Raw genomic sequence first — 16,110 nt, 5'->3', positions numbered from 1 at the left:
ATGCTGGCACAGGTGACGGTCCGCGACGTGCTCCGTGCACTGACGCGATTGCTGACCGAACAGTTCGACCTGTTTCTCGCCGTGCTGGTGCTCGTCACAGCGCTCCTCCTCGGCTACGGCGTGACGCGACTGCTTCGTGAGGTGATGGAACGCATCGGCGTCCCGGAGGTGGTAGAGGGGACGCCGTTCGAGCGGACGGTCCAGCGAGTCGGCTTCTCCACTGTCGGGCTCGTCTCGAAGCTCTCGGGGCTGTTCGTCATCGCCGTGGGTGTCGTCCTCGCCCTCCGGCTGGTGGGTGTGCTCACCGTGGAGCTGTTCGTCACGCAGCTGGTGGATTACCTCCCGAACCTGTTCATCGCGGCGCTCGTCGTCATCGTCGGTCTCATCCTCGGCGACAAGGCCGAACTCGCGACCAGCGAGCGGCTCCGCTCGGTGAAGCTCCCCGAGGTGACGCTCGTGCCGACGCTCGTGAAGTACTCCGTATTCTACGTCGCCTTCCTCGTCGCGCTCGCCCAGCTCGGCGTGATGGTGGCCGCCCTCCTCGTCCTGCTGGCGGCCTACTCGTTCGGCGTGTTCTTCCTCGGCGGGCTGGCGTTCAAGGACATGCTCTCCTCGGCCGCGGCGGGGGTGTACCTCCTGCTGACCGAACCCTACACCATCGGCGACGAGGTGGGAATCGACGGTCGGCGCGGCATCGTCCAGGAGATCGACGTGTTCGTCACGCGCATCGAGAGCGACGGCGAGGAACACGTCGTGCCGAACCGGCACGTCTTCCAGCAGGGTATCGTCCGGGTCCGGGGCGAGTAGCGGGCCTCACTCCTCTCGTCCGACTGGTTCGGCGGGCACGCCAGCCACTGTCACACCGGGCGGCACGTCGTCGGCCACGAGCGAGTTCGCCGCCACCTGCGCGTCGTCGCCGATGTCGACGCCGGGGAGGACGATGGCGCCCGCGCCGATCATCGCCCGGTCGCCGACCCGCACGTCGCCCAGTCGTAACTCGTCCTGCAGGAACTCGTGACAGAGGAGGGTCGCGTCGTAGCCGACGATGCAGTCCGCACCGAGGGTGACGCGCTCGGGCCAGAACACGTCCGGGGTCGCCTCGAGCCCCCACGAGACGCCCTCGCCGACGGTGACACCGAGGCGCCGGAGCGCCCAGTTCTTCACCGTCAGCGAGGGCGCGAGTCGGGCGAGGAGCACGAACAGGTAGTTGAACACGACGCGGGGGACGGACCTGTGGTCGGTCCACGACCACAGCGAGTTCCGGGGGCCGGGCGTGGCGATGCGCTCCAGTCGCTCGTAACGGGACGGTCGCTCACTTCCGGGCCCCTCCCCTGCCGCGTCGGTGTCGCTCACGTGCGGGCTTCGACGGAGGGTGACTTAGTGCTGTCCGAGGCGAACCTACTTGCCGGCCTGCGACTCAGCAGGGGACGTGTACCTCGTCACGTTCGAGTTCGTGCAGGAGCGCGTCGACGACGAGTGGCGGGCGCTGAACGATCGGGTGCAGGAAGCCGCCGAGTCGAACCCGGCCTACGCGGGACGTGACGTGTGGCACCGCGGTGACCGCACGCTCGTCGCCTACCGCTGGGAGACGGCCGAGGGACTCCAGCGGTTCCGCGAGCACCCGGTCCACCGCGAGGCGAAGGCTCGCTACGAGGAGTGGTACGGGGGGTTCGAGGTGACCATCGCCGAAGTGCTGACGGAGTACGGGGACGGCGGGCTGGACGGCGAGGAGTGACACGTGCCACGGGTCGGTCCCCGAGACGACCACGAGGGGGTGGAGTCGCCTCGGAGCTGGAAGCAGACAGCAGCACTTTATCAGCGGTTGCCGTCCGACCGTACGAGTGTCATGAACGCGGGGCAGTCTGCTGACGCGGACAGACGGGGGGTGTCGCCGGTCATCGGGGTGATACTGATGGTGGCCGTAGCAGTCGTACTAGGGTCTATCGTCGCTGTGTACGCCTTCGACCTGACGGACCTGACGGGGGAGCCGGCGCCGACGGTGACGTTCTCGGAGCAGTACGAGGAGGGCGAAGGCGTCACCATCACCGTCGAGAACTCGGACGGCGTCGACGGTGAGCGACTCGCTATCGACGGAGTCGACCCGGACGGCGCCGTCTCGTACGGGTCGTGGCCGACATCGGGTCCCGTCGAAGCAGGGGACATCGTGACGTTCCCGGCCGCAGACGGCAACGAGGAGTTCCGCGTCGTCTGGACGCCCGAGGGTGAGGACCGGTCCTTCGTCCTCACGGAGTTCGTACTCTCGGGTGGCGAACGCGTGTTCCGAGTGGAAGACGGTGCCGTCGCGTTCGAGGCGGAGTCGTTCGACGTGGTGCAACAACCCCGTACGGTGGGTGGCGAGGCCCACACGTGGGAGGAGGGGACGGACTCGAGCCGGCAGAGCGGCGCGAGCAGCGGGACGTACCTCGTCGCCGAGCCGACAGCCGGGAACGACAATGGGTACCTCGACCCGAACGGCCCGCGGCTGGACTATCTGGTCGACTTCGAGTCGGCCGGCACCTACTACATCTGGGTGCGGATGCAGGGGCCGAACGGAGACGACGACTCGGTCCACGCGGGCCTCGAAGGTACCCTCGCCAGCGACCGTGGCCTCGGCATGACGGTCGGTGGCTCCGGCTGGAAGTGGACCAGCGAAGCGGGTGGCCAACGCGTGAAGGTGGACGTCGGTTCCCCCGGCGTCCACACGGTCAGCGTCTGGATGCGTGAGGACGGCACCCCCTTCGACAAGGTCATCGTGACCGACGACGCGAGCTACGCGCCCAGCGGGAAGGACGCCGACGGGACCTGAGCCGACCGACTACGGGTGGGCGTAGTAGACGACCGTCTCGTCCTCGTCGTGTGCGTCGATACGGACGAACCCCACCCGCTCGAACTGCACCAGCTCGTCGACGTCGTAGTCGGCGAGGCCGGGTTCGGCCTGCCCGGTCACGTCGCCGTCGATGGTCCGCATCCGGACGGACACCGACTCGCTGCCGACCCAGTGGACCACGTCGACGCCCTCCTCGCGGACCACGTCGATACTCTCGTCGGTGAACTCGAACGTCTCGCCGTCGTAGCGGACCGGGCCGTAGCCCTTGAGCCAGATGCGCTCGCCCTCGGCCGGGAGGTCGCCCTCCTCGACGAGCACCTCGCCCTCGACGGGGATGTCGCGGGTCCCCCGGTCCTCGTGGTCTGGGTGGACCGGCGGGTGGCCGGCGTCCGGACCGCCCGAGACGGGCACCGAGACGCTGTCACGGACGAGGAACGCGCGGTCGGTGTCGTCGTCCACGAGTTCGCGGTTGTGCGCGTAGACGTTCGACATCGCGAGGTCCACGTCGCTCGTGGAGGTGCCGAGTTCGACGATGGCGTCGACGACGGCCTGCCCGCGGATGCCGCGGCGCTTCACGGAGGCGAGCGTGGGCGCACGCGGGTCGTCCCAGCCGTCGAGTTCGCCGCTCTCGACGAGCTCCTTGATCGTCGAGGTGGACATCTTCACGTCGTACTCGTCGATCTGTATCTTCCCCCAGTGGACCACCTCGGGGTACTCCCAGCCGAAGTAGTCGTAGACGAAGCGCTGGCGCTTCGCCGAGTCCTGCAGGTCGATGCCGCGGATGATGTGGCTGACGTCGAACGCGTGGTCGTCGATACCGGACTGGAAGTCGAGCATCGGCCACGCGCGGTACTCACTGGCCGCCTCGCGCGGATGCGGCGTGTCGACCATCCGGAACGCCACCCAGTCACGCAGCGCGGGGTTCTTGTGCTCGATGTCGGTGCGGACCCGGAGCACCATCTCGCCGGAACGGTACTCGCCGTCGACCATCGCCTCGAACTCCTCGAGGACGGTCTCGGTGTCCTTGTCGCGGTGGGGACAGGCCTCGGCGTCGGCCTTCAGCGAGCGGAACGTCTCGGCCTCGCAGGAGCAGGTGTAGGCCCCATCGAGGTCTATCAGCTCCCGAGCGCGGTCGTAGTAGTGTTCCATCCGGTCGCTCGCACGGACCACCTCGTCGGGCTCGAAGCCGAGGTAGCCGATGGCGTCGAGGATGGCGTCGTAGGCGTCGAGGTCCGGGCGCTTGGTCTCCGGGTCGGTGTCGTCGAACCGGCAGAGCATCCAGCCGTCGTAGCGCTGTTTGTACGTCCCGATGACGGCCGGCATCCGGGCGTTGCCGAGGTGCCACGGCCCGTTCGGGTTCGGCGCGAGGCGCATCCGGACCTCGTCGTACTCCTCGACGTTCGGGAGGTCCGGGAGCGGGTGCTCGTCGTCGGGCTCGGCCTCGAGGTCTGCGACGGCCTCGGGGTCGAGTTCGGCGAGTCGCTCGCGTTTCTCGGCCTCGTCGAGTTCGTTCACGCGGTTCACGACGGGCGCGATGACACCCGCGATCTGGTCGCCGTACTCGCGGAACGCGGGATTCTCGCCCATCAGCGGCCCCATCACGGCCCCGACCTGTGCGTCGGAACCGTGTTTGAGCGCGTTGAACAGGGCGGCCACCTCGGCCTCCCGTTCGGCCTGCTCGCGTACTGCGTCGTCCATACCGACCCGTCAGGGCCGCGGGTCAAAACCCCCGTGGAATCGGCGTCGCGAGTCGGGTCACTCTTGTAGTCCGGGCAACACGTGTCGCTCATGTGGGGGCTGGGGAGCGGTGACACGCGGGCGGCACAGACACTACAGAAAGCGCTGCTGGCGGCGTTCGTCGGTCTCGTCGTCGCGGTGACGTTCGTCGTCGTGGGGTCGCTGGGGCTCTGAGTCGGTTCAGACGCCCTCGACCAGCCGTTCGAGGTGTTCCGGGGGGACCGCACCACGGGCGCCGTGCTCGCCGTAGACGAACGTCGGGACGCCGCTGACGCCCTGTCGCTGGGCCTCGGCGAATCGCTCGCGGAGTTCCGCGTCGAGCGTCTCGTCGTCGAGTGCGGACCGGACCTCCGCTGCGTCGACGCCAGCCGCCTCGGCCAACTCGACGAGGACGGCCTCGTCGCCGATGTCGCGGCCGTCCGTCCACAGCGCCTCGAACACGGCCTCGTCGAACGCCAGCCACGTCGCGTAGTCGTACAGTTCCCGGACGTGGTAGGAGACCACCTGCGCGTCGAAGGAGTCGATGTCGCGAGAGAGGTCCAGTTCCATCTCCACGCCGTAGCGCTCCTGAAGCTTCCGCACGTTCTCCTTGGCCTGCTCGAAGTACGCCTCGTCCTTGCCGTCGTCGACGCTCGTGTCGATGGTACCGTCGGGCCGGCGCTTGTGGCTCCGCAGGTCGAACGGCCGCCAGTCGATGGTCAGCGGCTCGTCACGGCGCTCCTGGTACTGGTTGAGGGCGGCGCGACCGAGGTAACAGAACGGACAGACGTAGTCCGAGTAGACGCGGATACGGTCGCCGGGGTCGTTCTCGCTCACGCCCCATAAGACGCACTCGTGACCGTTAGGTCTACCTCTCCCGTGCGCCACAGGCGGGACGACTCAGGAGGACTGTCGGGGGGTGTGGACGAGTCGCTGGTGGTCGTCGAGACCGAGCCGTTCGGCCGCGGCGAGGCGCTCGGCCTCGCTCCAGCCGAAGTCCGCCGTCGTGCGCGCCTCGGGGACGGGGTCGAAGCCGGTCATCAACTCGTGGATGCCGCGGCGCATCTCGGCGTAGTCGTGCATACCCCTCTCCTCCCGGGCTACGGGTTTCAGTATAGAGGTGGTAATCCGCACGGTTATGCAGTCGAGAACGTGCTTAACGAGTGCATACTGCACGCGTGTCCACTAGTACGTGCGCTCGACGAGGTAGTCCGCGATGTCCTCGAGGAGGCTCCGTGCATGCCCGGACTCGAGGACCTGGAGTTCGGCCTTCCCCTGTTCGACGAGGTCCACGGCGGCCTCGCGGGCGTAGTCGATGCTGCCGGCTGTCTCCAGTTCGGCCACGGCGGCCTCGATGGTCGACTCCTCGACGGCCTCGACGTCGTCCGTGGGGACCAGCGAGTCCACGTCGACCCCGTGTTCCCGAGCGTGGAGGGTGATGAGCGTCTGTTTGTTCTCCACGAGGTCCGAACCACGGGTCTTGCCGAGTTCGTCCGAGGGCGTCGTCAGGTCGAGCAGGTCGTCCTGTATCTGGAACGCCTGGCCGACGGAGCGGCCGTAGCGCCGGAGCGAGTCGACCGTCTCGTCGTCCGCACCGAGGAGGACGGCGGGGATGGAGGCCGCTGCGGCGTAGAGCACCGCAGTCTTGAGCTCGACCATCTCGAGGTACTCGTCGACGGCGACGTCGCCACGGGTCTCGAAGTCGACGTCGAACGCCTGCCCCTCGCAGATGTGGGTGCAGGTCGTGGCGAGTTCGTCGAGCGCGCGCACCGACCGCTCGGCGGGCGCGCCCGTCTGGAGCATGTACTCGAACGCCTTGCTGTAGAGCGTGTCACCGGCGAGGATAGCCGTCTCGAGGTCGTACTCGCGGTGGACGGCCGGGACCCCGCGGCGCAGGTCGTCGTCGTCCATGATGTCGTCGTGGATGAGCGTGAACGACTGGATGACCTCGATGCTCACCGCGGCCGAGAGCACGTCGACCGGTGTGCCGTCGACGTCGGGGAACGAGCGGTAGTCGGCGTCCATCGGCGCAGTTCCCGTGACGGCCTCGGCGGTCAGGAGGAGGATGGTCGGTCGCAGGCGCTTGCCGCCGGCCTCGAGCAGGTAGCGCGACGCCTCGTAGAGTCGTTCGGGGCGCTGGACGGGGAGCTGTTCGTCGATGGCCTCGTTCACCCGCTCACGCCGTGCCCGGAGTGCGGCGTCGAGAGTGGTCGGGGAGTCCTCGGTCATTGGTGGTGGCTGGTCGCCGACTGTAAAAAGGGGCGTGGGTTGCGTGGGCGACCGCAAGGAGGCCACGGGTAGCGAGCCGGGAGCAGAGCGACCCGCGAGTTGCGTGGGCGCGCCCCCAGAACAGAGAGCTCGCCAGCGCACGACGGTCATCGGACGAGCCGTCGGACGAAACGCACTTGCCAACAGGTCCGTCAGTCGAGAGGTGACAGACCGACCCCCGCTCCGTCAGTCGTTCGCCGGTCTCCAGATGACACCGCTCGGCGAGCTGTTCCTCCTGTTGCCGGTCGCCGTCCCTGACGTCAGTACCGACGTGTTCGCGGGCGTCGGCGTCCTGCTCGCGCTCGCCGGCACTGGCGTCGTCGCCGTCGCGCTGACGCGCTACCTACCACGACGGCGGTTCCAGCCCCGCCTCCGCCATCAGCGTCTTCCAGCGGCTCTGGACCGTCAGCCGGGAGACGTCGGCCGCCTCGGCCACCGCCGTCTGCGAGCGGCGGTCCCCCTCGACGAGTGCGGCGACGTAGAGCGCCGTCGCCATCGCCGCTCGCTTCGAGCGCTCGGCCTCTGGGAGTGTCGAGAGGAACAGGTCGGCGGCGCGTGAGCGGGCCGAGGCGTCGAGTTCGAGCCGGTCGGCCGCCTCGTTCAGCCGTGCCAGCCACGCCTCGTGTTCCACCTCGTCGCTCGCTCGGTACACGGAGGTCCGTAACGGAGCGGCCGTCTTAACTCCGTCCCCGGGAGCGGGGAGCGCTTATCGCGCCAGCGAGCGAAGTCGGTGTATGCGACTCGTCGAGATCTGGTTCGCCGAGGCGGGCGGCGAACCGATGCAGCGGACGGATTCCATCCACGCCGTCGAGGGCGGCCTCGCGGGTGACCGCTACCAGACCGGGCAGGGGTACTACTCCCCGTTCGACGTGTGCGAGGTGACGTTCGTCGAGTGCGAGGCGCTGGCGGAGATACGCGAGCGCTACGACATCGACCTGACCGACGGTCGGCACCGCCGGAACCTCGTCACGGAGGGGGTCGACGTCCACGATGACCTGCTGGACGCGCGGTTCCGGGTCGGTGACGCGGTGTTCGAGGGCACGCGGCCGCGGCCGCCCTGCGTGCACGTCGAACGGGTGGCCGAAGAGTCGGGTGTGATGCGCGCGTTGAAGCAGGGTCGTGGCGGGGTGTGTGCGAGGGTGATAGAGGGTGGAGCGGTCGGCGAGGGTGACCCGGTTGAGGTGCTCGAGTCGACGGCGTTCGACGGGGAGGGGTTGGTGGCCGCGATCCGTGACCGGGTCGGGCGATAAGCGACGTTCTTTTGGGGTGGTCGGGGGTAGTTCGGGGTGCGCGTGGGTAGCCAAGCCAGGAAACGGCGCAGCGCTTAGGACGCTGTCTCGTAGGAGTCCGCCGGTTCAAATCCGGTCCCACGCATCCTGCCGCGAACGAAGTGAGCAGTGGAAGCGCTGACGGGCGGATTCTGGACCAGGGAGGGCGCGCACACCGGAGCGAGCACGTCCGACCGTGGTTCAAATCCGGTCCCACGCATCCTACTGCGAACGAAGTGAGCAGCGGCTGCGCTGACGGGCGGGTTCGATCCCGACGAGACGAGCGGAGCGATTCTCGGCACGGTTCGAATCCGGTCCCACACACTCACCTCGCTCTCACTCCTCCTCGTCCGGCCGCCCACCCAGCACCCCGAACGTCGCCAGCTCGAGCACCGACTCGGCGGGCTTCAGCACCGTCTGGTCGAACAGCCGTGCGGGACTGCCGGGGTACTGCCGGTCGGCCAGCCGGGTGGCGAGGGTGAGGTCGACGTCAGGGGTGCCGAAGGCCTCGGCCAGCGCGACGCCGGTGAGCGCGAGCGGGTACTCCACCTCACTGGGTGAGGCGGGGTCCGTAGTCTCGGTCAGTCGGTCGAGGTCCAGTGTCTCGGAGAGGAGCGCCACGCCCTCGACGGCCTCGCTCGTGGGCCAGCCCAGTTCCTCGGCGACGACGTCGGCCGCCGACTCGATGGCCCCGACGGAGCCGAGGTGACCCGCGCCGATGACCGCCTTGGCGGCGCGGGCAGGGTCGCCGCTCAGGACGACCGGCCCGACCTGTGCGACCGCGCCGTCACCGACGCTCACGACCCAGCCCGGCGACTCGTGGCGGTACCCGTCGAGGTCAGTGTCCTCGGCGACGAACGCCGGGTCGGCCGTACCGGTGGCCTTCGCGACTCGCGTGATGTTCTCGGCGGCGACACGTGCCTGCTGGATGGCGGTCTGGGCGCTCGCCGGGGCGGTCCGGTCCCGCTCGTCTGTCACGACCCCGGCGTCGCCGACGACGAACGTCCCACGGCCGACCCGGAGGTCCGCCCCGACCGGCCGTCGATCGCCGCCGAACGCCGCTGAGCCGTGGATGCCGCCCGCCCAGACGAACACGTCGTACGGGCGGGACTCGCCGGCCACCCTGACCGTCTCTGCGTCGGCCGACTCGACGCTGGCACCGGTCAGCACCGTCACGTCCCGTGCGCGGAGTTCGCGCTCGATGGCCCGCGCGAACGTGCGGCCGAACCCCGGCGCGACCCGGTCGTTCCGCTCGACGAGCGTCACGTCGAGGCCGAGTCCCTTCGCTCGCGAGAGCTCGGCGAGTTCGCCGGCCACCTGCACGCCCGTCAGGCCGCCCCCACCGACCACGGCGTGTCCGCCGGCAGCGTCGAGAGCCGCATCGCGGATGGCCCGCGCGTCGCGGAGTCCCTCCAGCGGCGTGGCGTGTTCCTCGACGCCGGAGAGGCCGTGGAACTCCGTCTCGCTCCCGAGGCAGACGGCGGCGAGGTCGTAGGTCAGCGCACGCTCCGCTCCGGCCTCGTCCACGAGCACGGCGCGGCCTCGTTCGGGGTCCACCTCGCTCACGCGGCCACGGACGAGTTTCGCCTCTGGGAGCACCTCCTCGAGTGGGACGGTGATGGCTTCGGCGAGGTCCGGGCGCCGGACGACGCGGTGGAGTTCGTGGCGGACGAGGTGGTCGGACGATTCGTCGACGACGAGCAACTGCGCGCCGGGCGGGAGTCGGCGCTGGAGTCGGCGGGCGACGGTGAGTCCGGCGTAGCCCGCACCGAAGACGGCGATTCGCATACCGGGGGTACGTGTCGGGTGTCCCTTAGTTTCCGGTTTCGTCGCCCGCGTGACAGGCCGTGGCTCGCCCTCCCCGGGTGGACCCACCAGACATATACGTCCCCACTGCAAACGGACGAGTAACCGAGCAATCGGTCGCCCTGGACTCGACGCGGGCGACCGGCGACGTCGGCGGGAGACGGGCCGTGCGGGCTCTCTGGGGCCTCGCGGCATCCGACCACCGACCCCGTGGCGGTCCCACGACGGGACCACCACACACCACCCTCGCCACCCGCGAGTGTTCGTGACACGCCGGTCGCCCGCGAGTGTCGGGTCCCCCCGGCGGCCCCGGACTCGGACTCCAACCATGGAAATCGAAATCGCGACAATCGGCGGCTACGAAGAGGTCGGACGGCAGATGACTGCCGTCCGTGCGGGCGACGACGTGGTCATCTTCGACATGGGCCTGAACCTGTCGAAGGTCCTCATCCACGACAACGTCGAGACCGAACGGATGCACTCGCTGGACCTCATCGACATGGGGGCCATCCCGGACGACCGCGTCATGTCCGACATCGAGGGCGACGTGCAGGCCATCGTGCCCACGCACGGCCACCTCGACCACATCGGCGCCATCTCGAAACTGGCCCACCGCTACAACGCGCCCATCGTGGCGACGCCGTTCACCATCGAACTCGTCAAGCAGCAGATCCAGTCCGAGGAGAAGTTCGGGGTCAACAACGACCTCGTCAAGATGGAGGCCGGCGAGACCATCGACATCGGCGACTCGGGCAACGTCCAGCTCGAGTTCGTCAACGTCACCCACTCCATCATCGACGCCATCAACCCGGTCGTCCACACGCCCGAGGGGGCAATCGTCTACGGCCTCGACAAGCGTATGGACCACACGCCGGTGCTGGGCGACCCCATCGACATGAAGCGCTTCCGCGAGATCGGCCGCGAGGGCGCCGGGGTGCTGGCTTACATCGAGGACTGTACGAACGCGGGCAAGAAGGGCCGCACGCCCTCCGAGTCCGTCGCCCGACGTCACCTCCAGGACGTGATGACGAGTGTCGAGGACTACGACGGCGGCATCGTCGCCACGACGTTCTCCTCACACATCGCGCGTGTCAAGTCGCTCGTCGAGTTCGCGCAGGACATCGGCCGCCAGCCGGTCCTGCTCGGGCGCTCGATGGAGAAGTACTCCGGCACCGCCGAGCGACTCGGCTTCGTCGACCTCCCGTCGGACCTCGGGATGTACGGCCACCGGAAGTCCGTCGACCGGACGTTCAAGCGAATCATGAACGAGGGGAAGGGCGACTACCTCCCCATCGTCACCGGTCACCAGGGTGAGCCGCGCGCGATGCTCACCCGGATGGGCCGCGGCGAGACGCCCTACGAGCTGGACGAGGGTGACAAGGTCATATTCTCGGCTCGCGTCATCCCGGAGCCGACGAACGAGGGGCAGCGCTACCAGTCCGAGACGCTCCTGCGGATGCAGGGTGCCCGCATCTACGACGACATCCACGTCTCCGGCCACCTCAACAGCGAGGGTCACTACACGATGCTCAAGGCACTCCAGCCCAAGCACCTCATCCCGGCCCACCAGGACATGAAGGGGTTCGCGCCGTACGCGGACCTCGCGGCCCACGAGGGCTACGACCTCGGGCGTGACCTGCACGTCTCGAACAACGGCAACATCATCACGCTGGTCGACGAGTAGGCGACCCGCGACCGCGTCGCTCCTCGACCCTTCTTCGAACGCCACACGAACAGTGCCGACGCTCGCGACCGTCCCGACGACGCTCGCTTACCCGTCCGTCTCCGACTGTCGTACCGCCTCGCGCCCCTCGCGGTCGGGTGTCAGGTTCCCGTGCTCGTCGATCTCGCCGTTGACGATGCGGGTGCTCGATATCTTCTCGCCGTCCTCGGCGTAGACGTGGTCGACGACCTCGAGTTCGAGCGGGGGGAGGCCCTTCTCCGCGCGGATCTCGTTCACCTTCTCGCCGCCGTCGGTGGTCTCCGGCGAGACGATGAGCACGTCGAATCCCGGTTCCGTCGCGATACCCATCGGGTCCGTGAGTTCGCGGACCTCGAACTCGCGGTCGTGCTCGGCCGCGAGCTTCGCCAGTTCGGCCTCGAGGTCGACCTTGCGTTCGTCGAACGGGCGGACGTATCGCTCGACGTTTCGGGTCCTCGGCGCCAGCTCGTCGCTCGTCAACCCCACCGTGAGGTCGCCCAGTTCGAACGCGTGGCTGAACAGTTTCCGGTGGCCGTCGTGAACAGGGTCGAACGTCCCCCCAAGAACCACCTGCATAGCACGGGCGACGGGGGCCTCTCGCTTAGGCGCTTCGGGTGCTGTCGGGTGGGCGTGCGGTGCCGTCGTAGTGCGACAGTGACAGGACGCGCACCCGCTCCGAGCGCCGAATGCGCGAGGAGCGCTCTTCGACTAGTCGTCGCTCTCTGCGCTCTCCGCTCCGTCCGCCTTCCCCGCTGCCTCGGTGTCTCCCTCCGACTGAACCGTGATGTGGACGGGGTCCTCGGTCGGCTCCTCGCCGCCGAGGTAGGTATCGAGGTTGAACACCGTGTTCAACTCGGACTGCACCTCCTCGACGATGGTCCCCACGAGGTCGGACGGCGCGATGGCCGTGTACTCGTAGGGGTTGTTGCCGGCGCCGGGCGCCTGACGCTTGCGACGCTCGACGATGGCCTCCTCGTGGAGAGCGGCGAGCGCCTCGCGGACGGTACTCGGGTAGAGCCCCGTCCCGTCGGCGATCTCGTCGCTCGTCGACCACGGGCTCTCGCGGAGTTCCACGTAGATGCGGGCACGCGTCTCCGTGTCCAGCACCCACGACAGGAGGTCGACGAGTCCGTCGTCGAACCCCGACACCGCGGTGCCAGCCTCCTCTTCGAGCCGCTCCGGTATCGCCGGCTGGTCACCCTCGTCGTCGTCCTCGTGTAGGTCGTCCGTAGACATCGTGTCCGTCTCTGTCGGACACAAGGAATTCCCCTGTATGAATGTTGTGTCTACAGGCGCAGCGAATCGCGCAACGCGCCGCCCCCGTCGCCCGCCAGTGCCCGCTGACGTGTCGCACCGCTGCCACGCTCGAACACGCGTCGGATGCCGTCCACGCCGAGGCGGTCGGCCTCGCGCTCGACCACGTCACCCAGCGGGACGGTGTCGGAGCCGTCGCGGCGGACGAACGAGGCCTCATGGCCGTGACGGATGGCGCGCCACTTGTTCTCGTCGAGTATCTCGCGCCGGGGGCACTCGAGAGTCTCGCCGTCCTCGTAGCGCTCGGCGAGGTCGACCACCAGTGCGTGGACGAACTCGACGAACGCGTGGACGACCTCGGGGTCGGCCTGTGCGTCGGGTGACCGGACCTCCACGGTACCGTGGCCGGAGTGGGGGCGCACGTCGTACCAGAGCTCCCCGCGGTCCTCCACCGACCCCGTCTCGACCATCCGGCGCTCGTGGTCGGCATACGCCTCGAAGTCCGCGAACCGGGTCGGGATGCCCGTGTTCGGCAGGTTCTCGAACACCTTCGCGCGGGCCGACGCGAGACCGGTGTCGAACCCACACCAGTACGGCGAGTTCGCCGACAGCGCGAGTATCACCGGACAGTACCAGCGGAGTCCGTTGGCGACCCACGTCGCCTTGTCGGCGTCGTCCACGCCGACGTGGACGTGCAGGCCCGCGGTCGTGTTCCGGTGCTGTGGATACTGGATGCGGTCGAGTTGCGCGCGGTAGCGCGGTTTCTCGGCGTGTTCGAGTTCACGCCAGTTCGCGTCCGGGTGCAGGCCGGCCGCGGCGATGCCGAACCCGTGTGCCTCGGCGTGGTCGACGAGGGCTTCCCTGACCTCGGCGACTGCACCGCGGACCGCCGAGACGCCGTCGAGCGTGGGCGTCTGGGTCTCTACGATGCACTTGAACAGTTCGTGGTCGAGCCGTCCCTCCAGGATCTCGGGCGGGTCCGAGCCGTAGACGAGTTCGTCGGTACCCGAGGTGGGCCGCCCCTCGGCGTCGACGACGTAGAACTCCTCCTCGATACCGAGGCTCCCCATGCGGTCGAACGCCTCGGCCGACCCGAGTTCCTCCATACCGCCGTGGTGCGATTGGAGTCGATTAAAACGTTCCCCTCGGCCGCTCGGGACACACGACCGCGCCTCGTCGTCGACCGCCAGTCAGCGTCGCCGGGCGACGACCCCGAGGTGGTCGTCGTGGAACCGGTCCAGCCGACGGGACTCGAGCACCTCGTAGGCCGCAGACAGCGTCTCGGTCACCTCGTCGAACACGTCGTCGGGGTCGGCGGTGACGTCCTCGCTCCGGGCCTTCACGGCGAGCAGGAGTCGCCCACCTTCGGGCAGGAACCGGGCGTTCCGGACCGCCACGTCGGCCTGCCCGCGCGTGGCCACGTCCTGCACGACGACGTCGACGGGTTCGACGACGTGCGCGTAGGTGGCTGGTCGACGGGCGTCCTTCAGCAGGGGGAAGAGGTTCCCACGAGGCTCGGCCACCGAGAGCAGGTCGCGGGCGGGCCGGGCGGCGAACTCGACGGCGTAGGTCGGCCCACAGCAGTCCGCGACGTGCGAGACGGTCGTCCCCGAGGCCGCACCGAGGTAGAGCACCGTCTCGCCGCCCGCGAGGCCGGTGTCCATCCCGAGTTCGAGCATCGCGCCGAGTTTCGAGCGCGAGGGGTCCCACGCCCGCCACTCGCCGTCGGTCGGTTCGCCGTACACGGGTGGGCCGCGGGTGGCGAGTCGCTCCCGACTGTCGAACGCGTGTCGCTCGACACCCTCGGGGAGCGCTGGGTCACTCATCTCCGTCCTCCTCGGCTCCACGCTTCCGTGCCCGGATGGCGGCGATACGCTCGCGCAGTTCCTCGTCGAGTTCGGGCTTGCGCTCGCCGGAGTAGTGGTCGACGCGAGCGGCGATGGTGAGTTTGCCCGCCAGCGCCCGCGATGCCGACCCCCGGTCGTCCGGGTGCGTGTTCCGCACCGCGTCGTGGGTGTAGATGACGCCGTGTTTCGGCGACGGCGCTCGACCTCGGAGGTGGGCGAACAGCGCCTCCTCAGCGCCCAGGACCTGGAGGGTCCCGGAGGGCTTCTTCGCCAGCGACTCGAGGCCCCCTGCGAGCGAGACGAGTCGGGCGGCGAGGACCGGCCCCGCCATCGCGGCGAGGTTCGGCGCCACGTCTGGCGCGGTCCGCTCGATGTCCGTCCGGAGGCGGGCCGCCTGCTCGTCGAGGTCGACGACCCGCTGGGCGAGCGTCCGGAGCGTGGCCGGTACCTCGCCGCTCTCTGCCACCTCGCGGGCGAACTCGACCCCGGTCCCCGACTCGTCCAGCAGGCTCCCGGCCCACTCCTCGACCCGCTCTGCGAGCTCGTTGGCCGTTCGGCTGCAGTCGTCCATCGCCCGGACGGCGTGGACCAGTTGCCGGTCACCGGCCCGTTCCGCCTCCCGGACGGCCGCCCGCGTCGCCGCGAGCGCGGTCTCGTGGAGGGTGTCGTAGTACGCCGCCTCGGTGTCGGCGAACCCGCGCTCGACGGCCAGCGCCGGCCAATCGGCGGGCATCTCGGCGGAGCCGTCCCTGACCGACGCGGCGAGTCCCGCCTCGTCACCGCGTTCGAGGCCCTCGAACCACCCCCGTCCCGAGGGCACGTCTTCGTCCATGCCTCCCGGTTGCGGACTGGCTCACATAGGCCTCCCGGTGTCCGGGATGGCTCACTCGGTGTCCGGTTCGAGCACGTACGTGTGCTCCGTGTAGGTCTCGCCACCGACCCCCACCTCGCTCTCGCCGTCGAGTTCGAAGCCGAGGTGCTCGTAGAACGCGTTGCCGGGGTCGTTGGCCGCGAGCACCATCGCCCGGAGTCGCTCGGCCCCCCGGTCGAACAGTTCGTCGCGGACCGCCTCCAGCAGTGCCCGGCCCACCCCCGCGTCCCGGTACTCGGGTTCGACGTACAGACGGAGGACGTTCCCCTCGTCCCGGTCGGTGTCGAAGACGGCGTGGACGAAGCCGACCACCGTGCCGTCGACTCGGGCCACGAGCACCGACGCCCGCGGCCAGTCGACGGAGTCACGGATGCTGTCGGTCGAGTACCACTCGTCGACGCCCGCCTGCAACGACTCGCTGCTCAGGATGTCCGGGTAGTCGTGCTCCCACGACGCCCGTGCGACGTCCCGGATGGCCTCGACGTCGTCGCGTGTCGCCGTGTCGACTCTCATATCTCCGGGTACGCCCTCAACGCGTTAACTGTTTGCAC

The 16,110-nt window shown here is 69.1% G+C and carries 19 protein-coding genes and 1 tRNA gene; 7 read left to right on the top strand and 13 right to left on the bottom strand.

The genetic code is table 11. The features are described from left to right. On the top strand, positions 1-807 hold the full coding sequence (locus tag N0B31_RS06035; RefSeq protein WP_260594953.1) for a mechanosensitive ion channel domain-containing protein: 807 nt from the start codon (positions 1-3) through the stop codon (positions 805-807). Positions 808-813: 6 nt separating this feature from the next. Here N0B31_RS06035 and N0B31_RS06030 read toward each other — a convergent pair whose 3' ends face one another. Next, a complete protein-coding gene (locus N0B31_RS06030) occupies positions 814-1,353 on the bottom strand; it encodes an acyltransferase (protein WP_260594952.1) in 540 nt (179 codons plus the stop codon). 76 nt (positions 1,354-1,429) lie between these two features. On the opposite strand from N0B31_RS06030, the gene N0B31_RS06025 reads away from it, so the two are divergent. Both N0B31_RS06025 and N0B31_RS06020 read left to right on the top strand, forming a co-directional pair. Then, positions 1,430-1,735 carry an antibiotic biosynthesis monooxygenase family protein gene (locus N0B31_RS06025; protein ID WP_260594951.1) on the top strand — a complete coding sequence of 102 codons (306 nt, stop codon included), beginning with the start codon at positions 1,430-1,432 and terminating at the stop codon, positions 1,733-1,735. 111 nt (positions 1,736-1,846) lie between these two features. Continuing rightward, positions 1,847-2,806 carry a type IV pilin domain-containing protein gene (locus N0B31_RS06020; protein ID WP_380627197.1) on the top strand — a complete coding sequence of 320 codons (960 nt, stop codon included), beginning with the start codon at positions 1,847-1,849 and terminating at the stop codon, positions 2,804-2,806. A 9-nt stretch (positions 2,807-2,815) separates the two neighbouring features. Here the strand turns inward: N0B31_RS06020 and N0B31_RS06015 are convergent, their stop codons facing one another. After that, complete coding sequence (locus tag N0B31_RS06015; protein WP_260594949.1) at positions 2,816-4,525, bottom strand: glutamate--tRNA ligase; 1,710 nt, start codon at positions 4,523-4,525, stop codon at positions 2,816-2,818. 90 nt (positions 4,526-4,615) lie between these two features. Here N0B31_RS06015 and N0B31_RS06010 point away from each other — a divergent pair, with 90 nt between their 5' ends. Continuing rightward, the gene (locus tag N0B31_RS06010; RefSeq protein ID WP_260594948.1) at positions 4,616-4,738 is read left to right on the top strand and encodes a hypothetical protein; all 123 of its coding nucleotides are present in this window, start codon (positions 4,616-4,618) and stop codon (positions 4,736-4,738) included. A gap of 6 nt (positions 4,739-4,744) precedes the next feature. On the opposite strand, the gene N0B31_RS06005 is transcribed toward N0B31_RS06010, so the two are convergent. The 4 genes from N0B31_RS06005 to N0B31_RS05990 form a co-directional block, all read right to left on the bottom strand. Further along, a complete protein-coding gene (locus tag N0B31_RS06005; RefSeq protein WP_260594947.1) occupies positions 4,745-5,380 on the bottom strand; it encodes a DsbA family oxidoreductase in 636 nt (211 codons plus the stop codon). Positions 5,381-5,443: 63 nt separating this feature from the next. After that, positions 5,444-5,626 carry a hypothetical protein gene (locus N0B31_RS06000; protein ID WP_260594946.1) on the bottom strand — a complete coding sequence of 61 codons (183 nt, stop codon included), beginning with the start codon at positions 5,624-5,626 and terminating at the stop codon, positions 5,444-5,446. 102 nt (positions 5,627-5,728) lie between these two features. Then, positions 5,729-6,772: a geranylfarnesyl diphosphate synthase gene (gene idsA3 / locus N0B31_RS05995; protein ID WP_260594945.1), complete on the bottom strand. Its 1,044-nt coding sequence runs from the start codon at positions 6,770-6,772 to the stop codon at positions 5,729-5,731. 382 nt (positions 6,773-7,154) lie between these two features. Continuing rightward, entirely contained in the window at positions 7,155-7,463 is a 309-nt protein-coding gene (locus N0B31_RS05990) for a transcription initiation factor IIB family protein (protein ID WP_260594944.1), read from the bottom strand. 82 nt (positions 7,464-7,545) lie between these two features. On the opposite strand from N0B31_RS05990, the gene N0B31_RS05985 reads away from it, so the two are divergent. Then, positions 7,546-8,061, top strand: coding sequence for an MOSC domain-containing protein (locus tag N0B31_RS05985; protein ID WP_260594943.1), 516 nt, complete (start codon positions 7,546-7,548; stop codon positions 8,059-8,061). A 40-nt stretch (positions 8,062-8,101) separates the two neighbouring features. Next, positions 8,102-8,185, top strand: a tRNA-Leu gene (locus N0B31_RS05980). Positions 8,186-8,415: 230 nt separating this feature from the next. Here N0B31_RS05980 and N0B31_RS05975 read toward each other — a convergent pair. After that, a complete protein-coding gene (locus N0B31_RS05975) occupies positions 8,416-9,867 on the bottom strand; it encodes an NAD(P)/FAD-dependent oxidoreductase (protein ID WP_368389219.1) in 1,452 nt (483 codons plus the stop codon). A 346-nt stretch (positions 9,868-10,213) separates the two neighbouring features. On the opposite strand from N0B31_RS05975, the gene N0B31_RS05970 reads away from it, so the two are divergent. Continuing rightward, positions 10,214-11,569 (top strand): ribonuclease J, encoded by a 1,356-nt coding sequence (locus N0B31_RS05970; RefSeq protein WP_260594942.1) that lies wholly within the window; start codon positions 10,214-10,216, stop codon positions 11,567-11,569. An 87-nt stretch (positions 11,570-11,656) separates the two neighbouring features. Here N0B31_RS05970 and N0B31_RS05965 read toward each other — a convergent pair whose 3' ends face one another. The 6 genes from N0B31_RS05965 to N0B31_RS05940 form a co-directional block, all read right to left on the bottom strand. Next, entirely contained in the window at positions 11,657-12,163 is a 507-nt protein-coding gene (locus N0B31_RS05965; protein WP_260594941.1) for a phosphopantetheine adenylyltransferase, read from the bottom strand. A 132-nt stretch (positions 12,164-12,295) separates the two neighbouring features. Further along, positions 12,296-12,823, bottom strand: a complete 528-nt coding sequence (locus N0B31_RS05960; RefSeq protein ID WP_260594940.1) for a winged helix-turn-helix domain-containing protein — start codon at positions 12,821-12,823, stop codon at positions 12,296-12,298. Positions 12,824-12,873: 50 nt separating this feature from the next. Continuing rightward, on the bottom strand, positions 12,874-13,947 hold the full coding sequence (locus tag N0B31_RS05955; protein WP_260594939.1) for a glutamate--cysteine ligase: 1,074 nt from the start codon (positions 13,945-13,947) through the stop codon (positions 12,874-12,876). Positions 13,948-14,031: 84 nt separating this feature from the next. Then, positions 14,032-14,667: a fibrillarin-like rRNA/tRNA 2'-O-methyltransferase gene (locus tag N0B31_RS05950; RefSeq protein ID WP_260594938.1), complete on the bottom strand. Its 636-nt coding sequence runs from the start codon at positions 14,665-14,667 to the stop codon at positions 14,032-14,034. Further along, positions 14,660-15,520: an NOP5/NOP56 family protein gene (locus N0B31_RS05945; RefSeq protein ID WP_260594937.1), complete on the bottom strand. Its 861-nt coding sequence runs from the start codon at positions 15,518-15,520 to the stop codon at positions 14,660-14,662. The genes N0B31_RS05950 and N0B31_RS05945 overlap by 8 nt, the downstream gene beginning before the upstream one ends. A 51-nt stretch (positions 15,521-15,571) precedes the next feature. Then, positions 15,572-16,072: a GNAT family N-acetyltransferase gene (locus N0B31_RS05940; RefSeq protein WP_260594936.1), complete on the bottom strand. Its 501-nt coding sequence runs from the start codon at positions 16,070-16,072 to the stop codon at positions 15,572-15,574. Between the last annotated feature and the right edge of the window lie 38 nt (positions 16,073-16,110).

It is taken from the genome of Salinirubellus salinus, from assembly GCF_025231485.1.
GTDB lineage: Archaea > Halobacteriota > Halobacteria > Halobacteriales > Haloarculaceae > Salinirubellus > Salinirubellus salinus.
This window is presented reverse-complemented; position numbering and strand designations above follow the sequence as displayed.

Coding starts and splice junctions, on each gene's coding strand:
- N0B31_RS06035 (WP_260594953.1), top strand. CDS start 1: ATGCTGGCACAGGTGACGGTCCGCGACGTGCTCCGTGCACTGACGCGA.
- N0B31_RS05985 (WP_260594943.1), top strand. CDS start 7,546: ATGCGACTCGTCGAGATCTGGTTCGCCGAGGCGGGCGGCGAACCGATG.
- N0B31_RS05960 (WP_260594940.1), bottom strand. CDS start 12,823: ATGTCTACGGACGACCTACACGAGGACGACGACGAGGGTGACCAGCCG.
- N0B31_RS06000 (WP_260594946.1), bottom strand. CDS start 5,626: ATGCACGACTACGCCGAGATGCGCCGCGGCATCCACGAGTTGATGACC.
- N0B31_RS05950 (WP_260594938.1), bottom strand. CDS start 14,667: ATGAGTGACCCAGCGCTCCCCGAGGGTGTCGAGCGACACGCGTTCGAC.
- N0B31_RS05965 (WP_260594941.1), bottom strand. CDS start 12,163: ATGCAGGTGGTTCTTGGGGGGACGTTCGACCCTGTTCACGACGGCCAC.
- idsA3 (WP_260594945.1), bottom strand. CDS start 6,772: ATGACCGAGGACTCCCCGACCACTCTCGACGCCGCACTCCGGGCACGG.
- N0B31_RS05955 (WP_260594939.1), bottom strand. CDS start 13,947: ATGGAGGAACTCGGGTCGGCCGAGGCGTTCGACCGCATGGGGAGCCTC.
- N0B31_RS05945 (WP_260594937.1), bottom strand. CDS start 15,520: ATGGACGAAGACGTGCCCTCGGGACGGGGGTGGTTCGAGGGCCTCGAA.
- N0B31_RS06010 (WP_260594948.1), top strand. CDS start 4,616: ATGTGGGGGCTGGGGAGCGGTGACACGCGGGCGGCACAGACACTACAG.
- N0B31_RS05975 (WP_368389219.1), bottom strand. CDS start 9,867: ATGCGAATCGCCGTCTTCGGTGCGGGCTACGCCGGACTCACCGTCGCC.
- N0B31_RS05970 (WP_260594942.1), top strand. CDS start 10,214: ATGGAAATCGAAATCGCGACAATCGGCGGCTACGAAGAGGTCGGACGG.
- N0B31_RS06015 (WP_260594949.1), bottom strand. CDS start 4,525: ATGGACGACGCAGTACGCGAGCAGGCCGAACGGGAGGCCGAGGTGGCC.
- N0B31_RS06020 (WP_380627197.1), top strand. CDS start 1,847: ATGAACGCGGGGCAGTCTGCTGACGCGGACAGACGGGGGGTGTCGCCG.
- N0B31_RS05940 (WP_260594936.1), bottom strand. CDS start 16,072: ATGAGAGTCGACACGGCGACACGCGACGACGTCGAGGCCATCCGGGAC.